This window comes from Gelatiniphilus marinus (genome assembly GCF_042684345.1).
In the GTDB taxonomy this organism is placed as follows: domain Bacteria; phylum Bacteroidota; class Bacteroidia; order Flavobacteriales; family Flavobacteriaceae; genus Gelatiniphilus; species Gelatiniphilus marinus.
The window spans coordinates 341,862-358,781 of record NZ_JBHULK010000003.1 but is presented as its reverse complement, the minus strand read 5'-3'; the positions used below and the strand labels follow the sequence as shown (position 1 = coordinate 358,781).

At 36.2% G+C, this 16,920-nt stretch carries 18 protein-coding genes; 10 read left to right on the top strand and 8 right to left on the bottom strand.

Annotated features, from left to right (window positions below; genetic code table 11):
* The first annotated feature begins 123 nt into the window (after window positions 1-123).
* The 6 genes from ACFSQS_RS10415 (at window position 124) to groL (ending at window position 5,620) form a co-directional block, all read left to right on the top strand.
* Window positions 124-1,392, top strand: a complete 1,269-nt coding sequence (locus ACFSQS_RS10415) for a sigma-54 interaction domain-containing protein (protein WP_388018128.1) — start codon at window positions 124-126, stop codon at window positions 1,390-1,392.
* 131 nt (window positions 1,393-1,523) lie between these two features.
* A complete protein-coding gene (lptE, locus tag ACFSQS_RS10410; RefSeq protein WP_388018125.1) occupies window positions 1,524-2,027 on the top strand; it encodes an LPS assembly lipoprotein LptE in 504 nt (167 codons plus the stop codon).
* A 110-nt stretch (window positions 2,028-2,137) separates the two neighbouring features.
* Complete coding sequence (locus ACFSQS_RS10405; protein WP_388018122.1) at window positions 2,138-3,082, top strand: hypothetical protein; 945 nt, start codon at window positions 2,138-2,140, stop codon at window positions 3,080-3,082.
* Window positions 3,082-3,441, top strand: a complete 360-nt coding sequence (gene secG, locus ACFSQS_RS10400) for a preprotein translocase subunit SecG (RefSeq protein ID WP_388018119.1) — start codon at window positions 3,082-3,084, stop codon at window positions 3,439-3,441. The genes ACFSQS_RS10405 and secG overlap by 1 nt, the downstream gene beginning before the upstream one ends.
* Window positions 3,442-3,610: 169 nt before the next feature.
* On the top strand, window positions 3,611-3,886 hold the full coding sequence (locus ACFSQS_RS10395; RefSeq protein WP_341215775.1) for a co-chaperone GroES: 276 nt from the start codon (window positions 3,611-3,613) through the stop codon (window positions 3,884-3,886).
* 102 nt (window positions 3,887-3,988) lie between these two features.
* Window positions 3,989-5,620: a chaperonin GroEL gene (groL, locus tag ACFSQS_RS10390; RefSeq protein ID WP_388018115.1), complete on the top strand. Its 1,632-nt coding sequence runs from the start codon at window positions 3,989-3,991 to the stop codon at window positions 5,618-5,620.
* A gap of 60 nt (window positions 5,621-5,680) precedes the next feature.
* On the opposite strand, the gene ACFSQS_RS10385 is transcribed toward groL, so the two are convergent.
* The 4 genes from ACFSQS_RS10385 to ACFSQS_RS10370 all read right to left on the bottom strand — a co-directional run bounded on the left by ACFSQS_RS10385 (window position 5,681) and on the right by ACFSQS_RS10370 (window position 9,717).
* Window positions 5,681-6,688, bottom strand: coding sequence for a transglutaminase domain-containing protein (locus ACFSQS_RS10385; RefSeq protein ID WP_388018112.1), 1,008 nt, complete (start codon window positions 6,686-6,688; stop codon window positions 5,681-5,683).
* A gap of 35 nt (window positions 6,689-6,723) precedes the next feature.
* Window positions 6,724-7,158 (bottom strand): carboxypeptidase-like regulatory domain-containing protein, encoded by a 435-nt coding sequence (locus ACFSQS_RS10380; protein ID WP_388018109.1) that lies wholly within the window; start codon window positions 7,156-7,158, stop codon window positions 6,724-6,726.
* Between the two features lie 221 nt (window positions 7,159-7,379).
* On the bottom strand, window positions 7,380-8,630 hold the full coding sequence (locus ACFSQS_RS10375; RefSeq protein ID WP_388018106.1) for a glycosyltransferase family 4 protein: 1,251 nt from the start codon (window positions 8,628-8,630) through the stop codon (window positions 7,380-7,382).
* Window positions 8,631-9,243: 613 nt separating this feature from the next.
* On the bottom strand, window positions 9,244-9,717 hold the full coding sequence (locus ACFSQS_RS10370) for a heme-binding domain-containing protein (protein ID WP_388018103.1): 474 nt from the start codon (window positions 9,715-9,717) through the stop codon (window positions 9,244-9,246).
* A gap of 39 nt (window positions 9,718-9,756) precedes the next feature.
* Between ACFSQS_RS10370 and ACFSQS_RS10365 the strand changes: the two genes are divergently transcribed.
* Complete coding sequence (locus ACFSQS_RS10365) at window positions 9,757-10,323, top strand: adenylosuccinate lyase (protein ID WP_388018100.1); 567 nt, start codon at window positions 9,757-9,759, stop codon at window positions 10,321-10,323.
* Window positions 10,324-10,456: 133 nt separating this feature from the next.
* The gene (gene purB, locus ACFSQS_RS10360; protein ID WP_388018097.1) at window positions 10,457-11,800 is read left to right on the top strand and encodes an adenylosuccinate lyase; all 1,344 of its coding nucleotides are present in this window, start codon (window positions 10,457-10,459) and stop codon (window positions 11,798-11,800) included.
* A gap of 273 nt (window positions 11,801-12,073) precedes the next feature.
* Here purB and ACFSQS_RS10355 read toward each other — a convergent pair whose 3' ends face one another.
* The 4 genes from ACFSQS_RS10355 to ACFSQS_RS10340 are packed head-to-tail and all read right to left on the bottom strand — an operon-like array spanning window position 12,074 to window position 14,204.
* Window positions 12,074-12,616: a DUF4252 domain-containing protein gene (locus ACFSQS_RS10355; RefSeq protein WP_388018094.1), complete on the bottom strand. Its 543-nt coding sequence runs from the start codon at window positions 12,614-12,616 to the stop codon at window positions 12,074-12,076.
* Window positions 12,617-12,635: 19 nt separating this feature from the next.
* Complete coding sequence (locus ACFSQS_RS10350) at window positions 12,636-13,196, bottom strand: DUF4252 domain-containing protein (RefSeq protein ID WP_388018091.1); 561 nt, start codon at window positions 13,194-13,196, stop codon at window positions 12,636-12,638.
* 35 nt (window positions 13,197-13,231) lie between these two features.
* Window positions 13,232-13,708 carry a hypothetical protein gene (locus ACFSQS_RS10345; RefSeq protein ID WP_388018088.1) on the bottom strand — a complete coding sequence of 159 codons (477 nt, stop codon included), beginning with the start codon at window positions 13,706-13,708 and terminating at the stop codon, window positions 13,232-13,234.
* Window positions 13,695-14,204 carry an RNA polymerase sigma factor gene (locus ACFSQS_RS10340; RefSeq protein WP_388018085.1) on the bottom strand — a complete coding sequence of 170 codons (510 nt, stop codon included), beginning with the start codon at window positions 14,202-14,204 and terminating at the stop codon, window positions 13,695-13,697. The genes ACFSQS_RS10345 and ACFSQS_RS10340 overlap by 14 nt, the downstream gene beginning before the upstream one ends.
* 364 nt (window positions 14,205-14,568) lie before the next feature.
* Between ACFSQS_RS10340 and ACFSQS_RS10335 the strand changes: the two genes are divergently transcribed.
* Together ACFSQS_RS10335 and ACFSQS_RS10330 are read left to right on the top strand one after the other, a co-directional pair.
* Window positions 14,569-16,068, top strand: coding sequence for a S41 family peptidase (locus ACFSQS_RS10335; RefSeq protein WP_388018082.1), 1,500 nt, complete (start codon window positions 14,569-14,571; stop codon window positions 16,066-16,068).
* On the top strand, window positions 16,061-16,777 hold the full coding sequence (locus ACFSQS_RS10330; RefSeq protein WP_388018079.1) for a Dph6-related ATP pyrophosphatase: 717 nt from the start codon (window positions 16,061-16,063) through the stop codon (window positions 16,775-16,777). Before ACFSQS_RS10335 ends, ACFSQS_RS10330 begins: the two co-directional genes overlap by 8 nt.
* The last annotated feature ends 143 nt before the right edge of the window (window positions 16,778-16,920 follow it).

Below are 16,920 nucleotides of genomic sequence, written 5' to 3'. Positions count from 1 at the left end.
AAGGGGAGGAATGCTCACTCAAACGCATAAAAAAGTCAAAAGAATAATGATTCAAAATAGAATACAACGAAACAATATTAATAACATTTTAAATTCCCCCTTTGGGGGCTAGGGGGCTTACTTATGGAATCCGTTCAAGCAATAAAACAACGTTTTGGTATTATAGGTAATACACCTGCGCTTAATCGTGCCATCGAAAAAGCAATACAAGTAGCACCAACAGATATTTCGGTTTTGGTAACCGGGGAATCTGGTGTTGGCAAAGAAAGTATTCCTAAAATAATACACCAATTATCTCACAGAAAACACAACAAATACATAGCAGTAAACTGTGGTGCCATTCCAGAAGGCACCATTGACAGTGAACTTTTTGGACACGAAAAAGGGGCTTTTACAGGCGCCACACAAACGCGCTCTGGATATTTTGAGGTGGCCGATGGCGGTACCATTTTTTTAGACGAAGTTGGCGAATTGCCACTAACAACACAAGTGCGTTTATTACGTGTTCTTGAAAATGGCGAGTTTATTAAAGTAGGCTCCAGCAAGGTTCAAAAAACCGATGTAAGGATTGTGGCGGCAACCAATGCCAATATGTTTCAGTCTATCGAAAAAGAAAAATTCCGCGAAGATCTGTATTACAGGTTAAGTACCGTAGATATTCATTTGCCTCCATTACGCGAGCGACAAGACGATATTCATTTATTATTCAGAAAATTTGCCAGCGATTTCGCCTTAAAATACAAGATGCCAACGGTTAAATTAACCGATAACGCCATTAGGGTTTTACAAAAACACCGATGGAACGGCAACATTCGTCAGTTACGAAACGTTGCCGAACAAGTTTCAGTTTTAGAACAAAATCGAAACATTAACGCCGAAGTACTAAAAGGCTATTTACCAACATCGGGCAGCAATTTGCCCGCGGTTATTAAAACATCAAAAGCCGAAAGCGATTTTAGTAGCGAACGCGAGATTTTATACAAAGTCCTTTTTGACATGAAGAGCGATTTGAACGATTTGAAAAAACTTACCATGGAACTCATGAAAAAAGGCAACGTTAAAGACGTTGAAAAAGACCACGGGAGCTTAATCCAAAAAATCTATGGCAATGCCGATGAAACAGAAACAGATTACGAAGAAGCACTAACAGAACCCGAAGTGCTATCGATACCCGAACACCCTGAGACGCTTGACGATGGCGCAAACGCACAAGATAAATACCATTTTGCCGAAGAGATTGAAGAAGAAGAAACCCTATCTTTACAAGACAAAGAGCTGGAGTTAATAAAAAAATCGCTTGAACGCCATCAAGGAAAGCGTAAATTAGCAGCTGCCGAATTAGGTATTAGCGAACGTACGCTGTACAGGAAAATTAAACAATATGACCTTTAAAAGAATTGGCAGTTGCAGTTTTCAGTAAGCAGTTAAAAAGTACAACAATATAAAAAAGCAATCGTTTTTAAAATAATCCAACGGGTACATTAAACGCTCTCGAAAGGCCTTAAAAAATATCAATCTTATAAATGAAAAATATAAAATACATCTTTTTATTACTAGCAATCGCAACATTTAAGTCCTGCGGCATCTATGGCTTTACCCAACCCAGCTCTATAAAGGCAGAGACTTTTCAGGTAAACCGAATTGAAAACAACGCCCTACTTGTAGAACCTGGTTTAGAGCGCGATTTTCAAAATGCATTACAAGATAAAATACTAGATCAAACCAATTACAAATTAGAGACCTCTAATGCCGACTTGGTTTACGAAGGCGAAATAACAACCTACAGAATTTCGCCAACCACGGCCACATCGGATAATAGAGCCGCACAAAACCGGCTAACCATAGGCGTAAAAATTAGTTTTTACAATACCAATAACGAAGAAGACAATGTAGATCAATCCTTTTCGTTTTTTTACGATTACCCAGGTAGAGAACAACTTGTGGGCGCCCAAAAAGCAACCGCGCACGAAGAGATTTTTGAGCGCTTAACGCAAGATATTATTAATGCTACTTTAGCAAAATGGTAGATTATTAAACCTCGGTTAGCAGTAATAAAAATTTAAAATAGTCGATATCATTTCGAGTAAAACGAAAAATCTCATAAAATATTAAATAATTAAATTAGGCTTAGCCAACAATGAATCAAAAAGATTTTACATACATCCTACAAAACCCGCAAGCCATAACGCATGAGCAAACCGAGGCCGTAACATCTATTGTTGATGAGTTTCCTTATTTTCAATCGGCACGCGCAGTACATCTTAAAGGTTTAAAGAACCAAAGCAGTTTTAAGTACAACCAAGCCCTTAAAACCACAGCCGCCTACACCACAGACAGAAGCATACTCTTCGATTTTATAACCTCTGAAGTTTTTATACAAAACGAAATATCGCAATTCATCAAACAAAACACAACACATTTAAAAGCCATCGGTGTTAACGCTGAAGATATTTCCATTAACAAAAGCGTGGCTATTGATGATGCCTTAAAACAACAAATTAAAGATACCGATGGCGTTCTGGACCCGGCGTTGTTTCAACCCAAGGTAGAACGCCCAAAAAAAGCCTTTGTACTTGACGACTCTGAGCGTATTGAAAACGTAACCAAAGCCACCAAAACACAAGAAGCATCAGCTAACGACATACTTAACATAGGTAAACCACTGCAATTCGATAAAAGAGAAACCCACTCGTTTAACGAATGGTTAAAACTTGCTCGATTTAAACCTATTAAAAGAGAAAAGACACAAATTTCAAAAAACACAAAAGAAGCAAAAGAAGTTTCAGAACATAGCGAAAAAGCTAAAAAATTCGAACTAATAGATAAATTTATCACCCAAAACCCAAAAATAAATCCGTCTAAAACCTTAACATCAAAAGGTAATCTCGCCAAAGCACAAATGATACAGCCCGAAGCTTTAATGACCGAGACTTTAGCCCGTATCTATGTTGAACAAAAAAACTATAAAAAAGCCATTCAATCTTACAACATTTTAAGTTTGAAATATCCAGAAAAAAGTAGTTTCTTTGCAAACCAAATTAAAGCAATAGAACAATTACAAGAACAAAATAACACAGAATAATGAGCACGTTTACAATATTTTTAGCATTAATCGTAGTGGTAGCGTTTTTACTTATAGTGGTAATTATGGTACAGAACCCTAAAGGCGGAGGGCTATCTTCTTCGTTTGGCGGTGGCGGCACACAACAATTAGGGGGCGTAAAAAAGACTACCGATTTTTTAGACAAAAGCACATGGACTTTAGCAACACTGCTATTGGTTTTAATACTGGCCTCTAACGTAGCCATTAGTAGCGGAAACGAAACCGTAGATTCTAAAGCATTGGACCCCGATGCAACTACGCAGCCATTACCCGCAACACCACTACCAACTACAAACAACAATGCTGATACCACAACAGCCAAAGACTCAGCACAATAATACAATGTATTTTAAACAAAAAAACGCCAACTCCAAAAGTTGGCGTTTTTTTGTTTCTGGCTCTTACAGATAAACAAATCTGCAAGTTTGTCAGTTAAAAAGCATTGGCACATTTTTAGCATAACGCTAAGGCGTTAAACATAATTTAAATTAAAAACAAAATAACAAAATGAGCTTAAACATTAAACCATTAGCAGACCGAGTTGTTATAGAACCAGCTGCTGCTGAAACTAAAACAGCGTCAGGAATTATTATTCCGGATAACGCTAAAGAAAAACCACAAAAAGGTAAGGTTGTTGCCGCAGGCAAAGGCACCAAAGACGAGCCTATTACCGTAAAAGTTGGCGATACTGTTTTATATGGCAAATATGCAGGAACAGAGCTTAAACTAGAAGGTAAAGATTATTTAATTATGCGCGAAAGCGATATATTGGCAATTGTGTAACAATTACTTTTTCATTTCCGCGTAGGCGGAAATCTCATCAAACAAAACTAGATTTTCATTAAACAGTTTCCCGCCCTCGCGGGAATAAAAATAAAACATATTATGGCAAAAGACATAAAATTTGATATTGAAGCACGAGACGGATTAAAACGCGGTGTTGATGCATTGGCAAATGCAGTAAAAGTAACTTTGGGCCCCAAAGGACGTAACGTAATTATTAGTAAATCTTTCGGCGCACCACAGGTTACCAAAGATGGCGTTACAGTAGCCAAAGAAATAGAACTGGAAGACGCACACGAAAACATGGGGGCACAAATGGTAAAGGAAGTTGCTAGCAAAACCAACGATTTAGCTGGCGATGGCACCACTACAGCAACCGTTTTAGCTCAGGCCATCGTTAAAGAAGGCTTAAAAAACGTTGCTGCTGGCGCAAACCCTATGGATCTAAAACGCGGCATAGACAAAGCCGTTTCTGCGATTACCCAAGATTTAGAAAAACAATCTAAACAGGTGGGCAATTCATCTGAAAAAATAAAACAAGTAGCTGCCATTTCAGCAAATAACGATGATACCATAGGCGAACTAATTGCTCAAGCTTTTGATAAAGTGGGTAAAGAAGGTGTTATTACCGTTGAAGAAGCCAAAGGTATGGAAACCTACGTAGATGTTGTTGAAGGTATGCAATTCGACAGAGGCTACCTTTCGCCTTACTTTGTAACCGATGCCGATAAAATGATTGCCGATTTAGAAAATCCGTACATTTTATTATTCGACAAAAAAATCTCTAACCTACAGGAAATCCTTCCAATACTAGAGCCGGTTGCTCAATCTGGCCGGCCTTTAGTGATTATTGCTGAAGATGTTGACGGACAAGCCCTAGCCACCTTGGTAGTAAACAAATTACGTGGCGGACTTAAAATTGCTGCCGTTAAAGCACCTGGTTTTGGAGACCGACGTAAAGCCATGCTTGAAGATATTGCTATTTTAACTGGCGGAACCGTAATATCTGAAGAAAGAGGATTTACTTTAGAAAACGCCGATTTAAGTATGTTGGGTACTGCTGAAACCGTAACAGTTGATAAAGACAATACTACAATTGTTAACGGTGCCGGAAATGCAAAAGATATAAAAGCACGTGTTAACCAAATTAAATCGCAAATAGAAACAACCACTAGCGATTACGACAAAGAAAAACTGCAAGAACGCTTAGCTAAATTAGCCGGTGGTGTTGCCGTACTTTACGTTGGCGCTGCCAGTGAAGTGGAAATGAAAGAAAAGAAAGACCGTGTTGATGATGCATTGCACGCAACCCGAGCTGCCGTTGAAGAAGGTATTGTTGCCGGAGGTGGTGTTGCCTTGGTTAGAGCCATATCGGTTTTAGAAAAAATTACAACCGAAAACCTAGACGAAGTAACAGGCATTCAAATTGTAGCGCGCGCCATAGAAGCACCTTTACGTACCATTGTGCAAAACGCAGGTGGCGAAGGTAGCGTTGTAATTAATAAAGTTTTAGAAGGCAAAAAAGACTTTGGCTACGATGCTAAATCTGAAACTTATGTAGATATGCTCAAAGCCGGTATTATCGATCCTAAAAAAGTAACGCGTATTGCATTAGAAAATGCAGCATCGGTTGCTGGTATGATTCTTACTACCGAGTGTGCTTTAATAGACATTAAAGAAGACGCACCTGCTATGCCTCCAATGGGCGGCGGTGGTATGCCAGGCATGATGTAATTAAATAATCGCCTTAGATAATTATTAAAAAACGCTTCAATTAATTTTGAAGCGTTTTTTTTAGCCTTTCACCTTAAATGTATAAGTAGAGATTAAATCTTCTCCTATAAAAAAATGCACATCGTAAAACCCTTTATATTTAAATGCATAATCAATAGTTAAGTAATTATTTTTGATTGATGCTGACTTAGGATAAACTTTATTGCTATGGCTCCCACTATCAATTAACAACCTAACCGCTTTAACATCTATTGGTTTTTTAAGCTCGAATTTAAAAGAAACACTGTCGTTTTTTTTGATGACATTGTACATTTTTTTAGGCTCAACATGAAGGTTAATATTCGCATAAGCTTGCCCGTAAATAATGGGGGAATCTATAAATGCTTGAAACGAAGTTGCATGGGCATCATTTAAAAGCAACCATTTTTTTTCAGCAGGAAAATGATCTATTGCAAAGAGTTCGGGGTTTGCTAAAAAAAAACCTTCGTTATATTGAAATTGAAAATGAAAAGTTTCTGGATTAGGTATGCCGCTCGCCCAAGTAGGGTCGCAGAGATACCATTTACCATTTAGTTTAACGGCATTCCAAGAATGGTTTGGGGCATCTAATTTATCAATATTTGTTGTACTTGTTTTGGCAAAACCGTGTACCATTTCGCATTCTATATTGGCCAAATCTGCAAGTTCTTTTACTAAATAAGCATACCCCGTACAAATGGTTTTATTGGTTTTTTTAAGTTTTTTTAATGTTGCTTTTCTAAATTTAGTATTCCAGCTTTTAAGCTTCACACTATCATTTTTAAACCGTTGCCTTTTTTGCATGTTTTTTGAAAACATACGATAATCATTAGCAATATTGTTACTAACCCAGGTAAAAATAGCACGGAAACGTTCTACATCGGTAGCTAAACCCGAAGTGAGTTTGTATGCCAATTCGGGTAAATTATTAAGTTTTTCATTTTTGTATTTCAACGCCATTCTATCGGCTTTTGTAAAATCGATAGTATCAAAATCTGAGATTTGCGCATGCGATTGAAATACAAAAATGAAGATTAATAAATAACGCATTGTTAAAATTTAACTATAGCTATAAGATGTAATTATTAATTTGAGCGTTTAGATTTATAGGGTTTATTGGAGTTTAAAGCACCCACAAACTCAATTAAATCTTCAGATAGCATTTGTTTTACAAACGTGGTATTGCTCTTTATTTTTACCGCAATGGTTTCGTAACCTAAATAGCTAATTAGTAAAACGTCTCCTGTTTTTAGCGGTTCTGGAAATGTAAACTCGCCTTTGGCATTGGTTACCGTTCCTACCTTAGCTCCTTTTAAGGTAATGCTGGCACTCTCTACCGGCCCATCTTCACTGGTAACAATACCTTTAATAATTCTTTCGTTTTGCGGTATTTCTGTTGAAGTTGCCTTTTTATTTTGCCCATAAACAGGACTGTATGCAAGGGTGGCAATCATAAAAATGGCAATAAAACTCAAGCTTTTGCAAGCCTTTTTTTGTGTACGTGTTAACTGTGGTTTCATAATTTTATATATTTTATTTTCATCAAATCTATCTTAAGGAAGATTAACATGAAAGTTATATTGAGTGAGTAACAACTTTAAGTGAGTGAAGATACAAAATTATGACATTAACAGCAATTAGTTAATTAAAATTCAGCACTTTAAATCTAGTCTTTTATTATAAAACTGCCTAATTGTTTGTTTTCATTTTTATAGGATTTATGCTAATATTTCTAATAAATTTAAGAGCCATCATTTATATTTTTATGCTTTTCCTCAATCCACTTACCCATAAACTTGGTGCTCTGTAAAGTATGATGTACTAACATTTGCCCTATGAAATTATTAAGTCGTTTTTCGGTAATATGTTTAACCGCTTCTTCTATTTTGGCTAAAAACTTTTTTTTATGCTCAATATTACTGAAACGCTTATTTATAATTTCAAATCCGTTTTGTTGTTTTGCTTTCCACAGCATTTCATCATTATATAATTGAACCGCTTTACGTGCAAATTCCTCTGGATTATCTTCAATAAACCCGTTTGGTTCTATATTACCAAACATGCCTTCTGCAGCTATACCACTCATAATACATGGTGTGCCGTTTTGCATGGCATCAACCAATTTTCCTTTTAAGCCGGCACCAAAACGTATGGGCGCTAAACATATTTTTGATTGCTGCATGGCCACGTTTACATTTTCGGCAAAACCTTTTACTAAAAAACCTGCTTTTGCATTGTGCAACTGGTTTACTTTTTGAGTAGCGTAAGCACCGTAAATATGCAATTCGGCTTTGGGCAATTGCTCTTTTATAAGCGGCCAAATGGATTCTTTTAAATACAAAACGGCGTTATAATTGGGTTCGTGCAAAAAATTTCCAATGGTTATAAAATGTTTTCGGTCGTTAAATTTCGATAAACTTTCAATATTTTCTTTTGAAATTTCATCTAACAGAAATGGCAAATAAACCAACAAAGACTCATCAACTTTAAATTCGTTTTTAAGAAGTTCCATTTCGGTTTCCGAAATAATCAAACTTAAATCGCTGCGGTAAATACTGGCTATTTCCCGCTTTGCGGTATCGTTAAACAAATAAGTTTTATCAAATGATTTACTGTCTTTAAAAGCTTGTTGTCTGCCTTTTCGCAGACCATGTAAATCTTCGGTATCCAGAATTCTTACAGCATTTGGGCATTGTTGGGCAACGCGCCACCCAAATTGCTCTTCGGTCATAAAACGATCGAACATTACAATATCTGGATTCAAATCCTTTATAAAATCATTAAAACTGGAATGATTCAATTCAATCTTAACCTGCTCGATGCCCATCGTTTTTAAATCAAAAGCATTATCTGTTTTAGTACACGAACTCGCAAAAGTGATGTGATAGTTTTGCGATTGAAACACAGCAATTAACTGCATCATTCTGCTACCTGCCGCAGAACTTTTGGGCTCTGGCCAAACAAAACCGATGATTAATAATTTTTTATTCATAAAAAATTCTAAAAATCAAATATTCAAAAACTAAATTCCAAAACCTAAATATGACCAATTGAAATTATCACTTAGAAATTTTAATTTCAACCGAATATTCATTCAGATTAATAGCCTTGTTCAGTAATGGATGTGGTAATGCACTAACTAATTCAATTTTCAATCCGTTTATTACTGTATCTCGTTGAAAATTTCTGTGGGTGTTTAATGTAAAATATTTTTTTTCAGTTTTTGAATTCAATACAAAATCAACAACCGCATTGCCTTGCCATAAGCAAACTGCATTAGTAGGGTATCTAGAGTCATTTACAGAGTTAAAACATAAGCTTTAGTCAGTTCCTTTAATATCTAAACAGTTGTTTTTTTAAATCATATTCTTCGTCAAATCCTGAATCATCTTGTGTACAACAAACGAATAAAATAGGCAATATCTTTATCAATATTATTTTAATAAGTTTCATGGTTTTTTTATTATTAGATGCAATTTAAGCTATTTGTTTGCGTAATTTTTTCGCTTATTACTAAAGCCAAACTCTATTATAGCATTTCTATTCCAAATTAATATCAGAAACTGCTTTCGCTTCCCCTTTGGGGAAGGATAGGATGGGGCTTTCTACTCTGGTTTAGGCTCCAAACCGTATTTTAACCGCACTTTTTTTGCCCAATCTACCACGGCTTCTATTTGTGCATCGGTAAGTTTAGCTTCGGTGTGCGTCCATGTGTAAGAATTTAAGGGCATTTCTTTAGCTTCAACCATTTCAATAAGTTCTTCAAACTTATGGTCTTTGCGTTTTGTGGAATTCGCAGCCCAACTCGATACGTTAAAATGTTTTTTTCCGTGGTTAATATGGTCGGCAAGCCAATAGTTTACGGGTGTTATTTTGTTATACCAAGGGTATCGGGTAAAATCGCTATGGCAATCGTAACAGGTTTCTTTTAATATAAGTTTTACATCTTCGGGCGGATTGGTTTCTTTTAAAAAGGCTTCAATGGATGCTAAATCGCCTTCATTTTTTTCGGGTGCAAAAAATTGAGCGATTACAAACAAAACCAATAGTGCCAAAAGTGTTTTTTTTATCATTTTCATTTTACTTAATTTTAGATTTTAAAAATACTAAAAATCATTTTGACCACGCAGGAACTTTATAACGAATTAAGCCATGTTAACCATTCGCGCGAAAAGCGTTTGTATTACGCCAATCTGGTTATTAATAATCCAGGTTTAATTTCTAAATTATTGGAGATTATGCTTTGGGTAGATGACAAAGCGTCGCCGCGAGCTGCTTGGGTATTCGAGTTTATGTGCAAAAAAAACATAGACGCCATAATACCGTATTTAGATACCTTTACCGAAAACATGCACAAAGTCCATATAGATTCTGCGGTGCGACCTGTGGCTAAAATATGTGAATTTCTAGCAACAGCTTACTATTCGAAAACCGAGAACGATATACAAACTGCTTTAACTGAAACACATAAAGAGCGTATTATTGAAGTTTGTTTTGATTATATGATTAACGATGAAAAAGTAGCGCCTAAAGCATACAGCATGTCCACCCTTTTTTTATTGGGAAAAGAATATGATTGGGTTTATCCTGAATTATCTCGGATTTTAGAAGACGATTTTCACAAACAAAGTGCAGCTTTTAAAGCACGAGCTCGCCATATTTTAAAAAAAATTAAAAAAGCGTGAAGTTTGAAGCACGAAGCACGAAGTTAGAATTACGAGTAAGCTTTAGAATTTAGTTTTTGTTATTTGGAATTTGGGTTATGAAACTTCGGTCTTAAAAACCTATCTTTGCAACTTCTTAAAAACAACACAAAACATGTCATTATCACCACTAAACGCCATTTCTCCAATTGATGGAAGATATAGAAATAAAGTAAACGAATTAGCGCCTTATTTTTCTGAAGAAGCCCTTATAAAATATCGTGTATTAGTTGAAATTGAATACTTTATCGCACTTTGCGAAATTCCGTTACCGCAACTTAAAACTGTTGACAGTAGCGTTTTTGAAGATTTAAGAGCCATTTATAAGGATTTTTCTGCTGATGATGCTCAAGCCATTAAAAACATAGAAAGCATTACCAACCACGATGTTAAAGCGGTTGAATATTTTATAAAGGAAAAATTTGATGCTTTAGGCTTGTCTCAACATAAAGAGTTTATCCATTTCGGGCTAACCTCGCAAGACATCAATAACACCGCGATTCCTTTAAGCATCAAGGAAGCGATGAACGACGTTTACGTTCCTGAATACTTAAATGTTTTAGAGAAACTTAAAACTTTATCTAAAGATTGGTCTGCTGTTTCCATGCTGGCCAGAACCCACGGACAACCTGCTTCCCCTACCCGTTTAGGCAAAGAAATTGAGGTTTTTGTGGTGCGATTAAACGAGCAGTTTAATTTGCTGAACGATATACCAAGTGCCGCTAAATTTGGCGGTGCAACCGGTAATTTTAATGCGCATCATGTGGCCTACCCAAACATTGATTGGAAAGCTTTTGGAAGCCAATTTGTGCAAGAAAAACTAGGATTGCAACACTCGTTCCCAACCACGCAAATCGAACATTACGACCACATGGCTGCCTTGTTTGACACTTTAAAACGCATCAACACCATTTTAATTGATTTGGACCGCGATATTTGGACCTATGTTTCGATGGATTATTTTAAACAAAAAATCAAAAAAGGTGAAGTTGGAAGCTCTGCCATGCCGCACAAAGTAAACCCTATCGATTTTGAAAACTCCGAAGGTAATTTGGGTATTGCCAATGCTGTTTTCGAGCATCTTTCGGCTAAATTGCCAATTTCAAGATTGCAGCGCGATTTAACCGATAGCACCGTTTTGCGTAATGTTGGTGTTCCTTTCGGGCATACATTAATTGGTTTTAAATCGACTTTAAAAGGATTGGATAAATTACTGTTGAATGAATCTAAATTTGCAGAAGATCTGGAAAACAATTGGGCCGTGGTTGCCGAGGCTATTCAAACCATTTTGCGTCGCGAGGGTTACCCTAATCCTTATGAAGCTTTAAAGGGTTTAACCAGAACCAATAAAGCCATAAACAAAAACTCCATTTCAAATTTTATTGACACTTTAGAAGTTTCAAACACAATAAAAGAAGAATTAAAACGTATTACTCCTAGTAATTATACAGGAATTTAATACTTAAAAAACAATGCTAAACGATAAACAAACATTAATACTAAGTGGCCTAATGGCTGGTGGCATTTTTGTTACCGGGATTTTGGAAATCCTTGACAATTTTATCGTTTTAACCCTAATTACTATTGTTTTTTTGGCAGTTATTATAAATATATTATACGTAAATAGAATTTTAAAAAAGAAAAAGTAACATTGTTTATTGTATTGAAAAACAGGCTGTTGAAATTTTCAACAGCCTGTTTTTTGTTTTCCACTTTAGCAGCAATCTTAAGTTTACTTAAAGAAATTCACTATATCTTGAACCTGGTTTTCATCAACGTTAGCATTTTGCATCGCGCTAACCAAGGTTACCATTTTATCGGGATTCATATTATTGCCCAATACACGAACAATACCAAAACCCAATTCTTTCGCGCTTCCAAAGATAATAACCTCATCGGCTTCATCATCTGTACCAATGTACTTTACAACGATTTTATTTCCTTTATCGCTAAATTCCATCAGGTCGTGGTACTTTTTATCGCTTAAAATGGTTTTCACTTTTGCCAATTCAGCTTTAAAATTTTCGGCTTCTGTACCTTCAACCTTATAGCCTAAAAAATTTAAGCGTTTTACCGATTTGTAGGCTTCTTTTTGTTCTTCGGTAAATTTAGAGTCGTCTATTTCAACCATCGATATGGGTATGTCTTGTGTAATAAAATTTGACGATTCCTGATTGTCCACAAAATACGTTTGCAGACTTTTACCATCGTTACAGCTTACAAAAGCTATTGCTAAACCGAATACTAATACGATATGTTTGATTGTTCGTTGCATGATTGATGTGTTGTATTTATTAGTTCTTTTTTTCTAAATGCTTACCTCCTGGAATATTCATTTTATTGGTAAGCTTCGAGATTTCGTTTAAATCGATATCACCGGTCATCGATACCACTACGGTTTCAATTTTACGTTCTTTTCCGTTAATTTCAATTTTGTCTTCCATGACTTGGTCTATCCCGTTTACAAAAATTAAAAGCTCTTTTACGTGGTCGGCATCTTTTCCTTCCTTTACATAAAACTTTACTTCGGTGCCATCGTCTTTCACTTCCATTAATTCTTCCAAACCACCGGAGCGCGATTTAACCCATTTTGAAATATCGGCAGATATGGCTTTATTATCGGTTACAATAGTTCTAAAACTGGTAATGCTTTTTACCATGTCCATATAAGCTTTAGCTTCGGGATCGTCAACATTAATGCCCATTTTGGCTATCATTTGAAACATTTTGGGTTTAATGTTTACATAAGTAACATCGTTGTTGTCGCTATATTTATCAAATATATTTTTCTGCGCCATTGCGGTTATTGGCATTAACATAATGGCCATTACGAATACTATTAATTTATCTTTCATTGTTCTTGTTTTTAAGTTATTTGTGTTCATTAATTCTAATTATTTTTAAAAATTATACGTGTTGCGTTATCAATTTCGTTAAGATACCCAAGTGTTGCAGTGCCTTTGTTTACTTCATTTAAATAGCCAACGGTTGATGTGCCTTTATTTAAACTTTGGGAAATCATTTCCATAGATTTCGAAAATTCGTTAAAAGCCAATTGCGGGTCGTCATAAGTACCTAAATCATTCGCATTGAACGATTTGCCAAAATAAAACCCCAACATAAGAACCGCTACGGCGGCAACAGAAATCCACTTGTAGTTAAATACTTTTTTAGTTTTTAGCGGAACGTCTTTAGTAAATTGTTCTTGTTGATTTACCAAAAAATAGTCGAACATGGGTTTGTACATTTCCAAATGTGGCGCTACTGTGTCGCTGGTAAAATAGTTTTTCAACACTTGCTCTTCCTTTAGCGATGTCTCACCGTTCTCGTACTTTTCTAGTAATTTTTCTATATTATTTAATACCATAATTATGTGTATTAGTCAATTTTTCTCGTATTGTTTTTCTTGCTCTCGATAAGTTTACACGAACCGCCGTATTATTCATATCCAGCATTTTTGCAATCTCATCGTAATCGTATGCCTCTATATCTCTCAGCTGAATAATCATTCGTTGCTGCTCGGGCAAATCCTCAATAATCTTCGCCACCCAATTCACGCTGTCGTTTAATTCAACCTGTTTTTGTAACGCCGTTTCTTTGGCTTCGTAATTACTGTGCACAATTTTTAAATTCTGCGCCTGTTTAGATTTTAACTTGTCAAAACAAAAATTCTTCGTCATTGTCATCGAAAAGGCCTCCACGTTTTTATACTCGGCAATCTTCGATTTATTCTTCCACAGTTTCAACAAAACCTCTTGCGTTGCATCCTCAGCTTCCTCAGTCGATATCAGCAAGCGTTTCGCCAATCGAAATACTTTATCCTTAAAAGGCATTACAATATTTAAAAACTCTGTCTGAGTCATCTGTGGTTTGGTTTAGTTAAAACGGCTTAGTTAGGGCTGTTTAATGTTACGACGAGCATCTATTTGTTTTGTTACATCACAAATAAAAAAATAAATATTTGGGCGTAACCCTGCGCTTCGACTCCGCTCAGCGACCGTCGGGTCGGGCTTTCCGCTACAAGTCCTCGCTCGTACCTCGCTGTGGGCTTTCCACTGCAATCCCTTACGCGGGCATACTTGCTTAGTTTCTGTAAAACGCTATGTTCCATCCCAATTTACAAAAGCCACACCATAGCAGCCAACGAAATTTTAAGCGTTTATTTTTTATTATACAATAATGTAAGTAAATTTAGGGTTTTATAGACTACTTATATAAAATAATGCTATGCGACATTTAAAAGCCCTAATGGTACTATTTATAGTTTCATTTTTTACGGTAAGCTGTTTTGAAGATAACGACGACATACAAGTTACGGCCAGCCAAATAAACGACTTTGTTTGGAAAGGCATGAACGCTTTCTATCTTTATAAAGACGATGTGCCAGACCTTGCCAACAACAGGTTTACCTCAGATGGCGATTATGCCAACTACCTAAACACATTTTCTGAGCCCGAAAGCTTATTTGAAAACCTTATACACGAACGCAAAACCGTTGACCGTTTTAGTTGGATTGTTGATGATTACATTGCTCTAGAACAGCTTTTTAGCGGAATCGTTATCAGCAATGGCATGGAGTTTGGCACATTTCGCTTTTCAGCAAACGATACAAACATTTATGGCTTTGTACGCTATGTACTACCAAATACAAGTGCCGAAAGCCAGGGTATAAAACGCGGCGATATTTTTTACGGCATAAACGGCACACAACTTACCTTAGATAATTGGAGAACGCTGGCCAGCGCAGATAACTATATTATTAATTTAGGAACATACAACGATAACGGCACACCACAAACCAACGACGATACAGTTACCCCAACACAAGAAACCAAAACACTAGCCAAAATACAATACACAGAAAACCCAATATTACTTAGCAAGGTTTTAGATGTTGCCGGCACCAAAGTCGCCTATTTAATGTACAATGGTTTTACAGGAACAGATCAATTCAATACCGAATTAAACGATATTTTCAGTACTTACAAAAGTGCCAATGCCACCGAATTGGTACTCGATTTACGATACAACCCTGGTGGCTCCGTAAATACGGCCATACTATTATCCAGCTTAATTACAGGGCAATTTACAGGAAGTGTTTTTAGCACAGAACAATGGAATACAGAATTTCAGCAAGCTTTTGAGAACGAAAACCCAGAATTATTAATTAACAGATTTGTAAACAACAACGATGGCGCAGCATTAAACAGCTTAAAACTAACAAGGGTTTTTGTGCTAACAACTAGATCGAGCGCATCGGCAAGCGAGTTGGTAATAAACAGTTTATCGCCCTACATAAACGTGGTGCAAATAGGTACTGCTACGGCAGGTAAATACCAAGCGTCCAGAACCCTGTACGACTCGCCAAATTTTAGTCGTTCGGGTGCAAACCCAAGTCATACTTACGCTATGCAACCGCTTATTTTTAAATCGTTAAACGTAAACGGCGTAACAGATTATTTTAACGGACTGTCTCCAAACCCAAATAACATTTTAAGCGAAAGCATTAGAAATTTAGGTGTTTTGGGTGATAAAAACGAACCTTTACTGGCAAGAGCGATTAGTATTATTGATGGCTCGGGGAGGTTTCCAATTACCAAACCTACTAAAAGTGAAAACCTTATAGATATTACAGGTAGTAGTAAAGATTTGCTTCCGCTTTCAAACGACATGTATGTCGATAAAGAGATTCCAGACGAATTGATTAAAAGAATACGGTTTGATTAAACACAAAACCTATTTTAACTGGAGCTCTGGCAAAGACTCTGCTTTAGCACTTTATCATTTATTACAAGACGAGCGTTATGCTGTCGATGAATTGATTACAACAATAAACAGCCATTACAATCGGGTATCGATGCATGGTTTGCGGCAAGAATTATTGGTTGCCCAAACCCATGCCTTAAATATTCAGGCCAGTTTAATTGAGCTCCCGGAAATGCCAAGTATGGAAGTTTATGAGCAAAAAATGTTGGAAACCGTAACACGATTAAAAAAAGCCGGATTTACACACAGTGCTTTTGGCGATATTTTTCTTGAAGATTTAAAAACATATCGCGAAAAACAACTCGCCAAACAAAACCTAAAAACCATATTCCCACTTTGGAAACGAGACACTAAAAAACTCTTAAATGAGTTTATAGATATAGGTTTTAAAACCATTGTGGTTAGTGCCCATTCTAAATATTTTGATGAAGATTTTGTAGGTACAGTAATAGATAAAAACTTTATTGATATTTTACCCGAAGGTGTTGACCCTTGTGGTGAAAATGGAGAATTTCATACTTTTTGCTTTGACGGACCTATTTTTAATAATCCAATTGATTTTAGCATTGGTGAAAAAGTATATCGCGAATACGACAATCCGAAAACAGAAAACACCACTTACGAAAACAAAAAATATGGGGTTTGGTATTGCGATTTAATTCCCTGGTAAAGAAAGGCTGTCCGGTTTTTAAACCTTAGCACTAAACCCATGCAATACTCAAATTTACAAATACCATGCATAAGTTTCTTATATTTGCTTATAGCACAGATAAGACATAGGGCCTGAAAATTAAATCCAACGGCTTAGCAGAG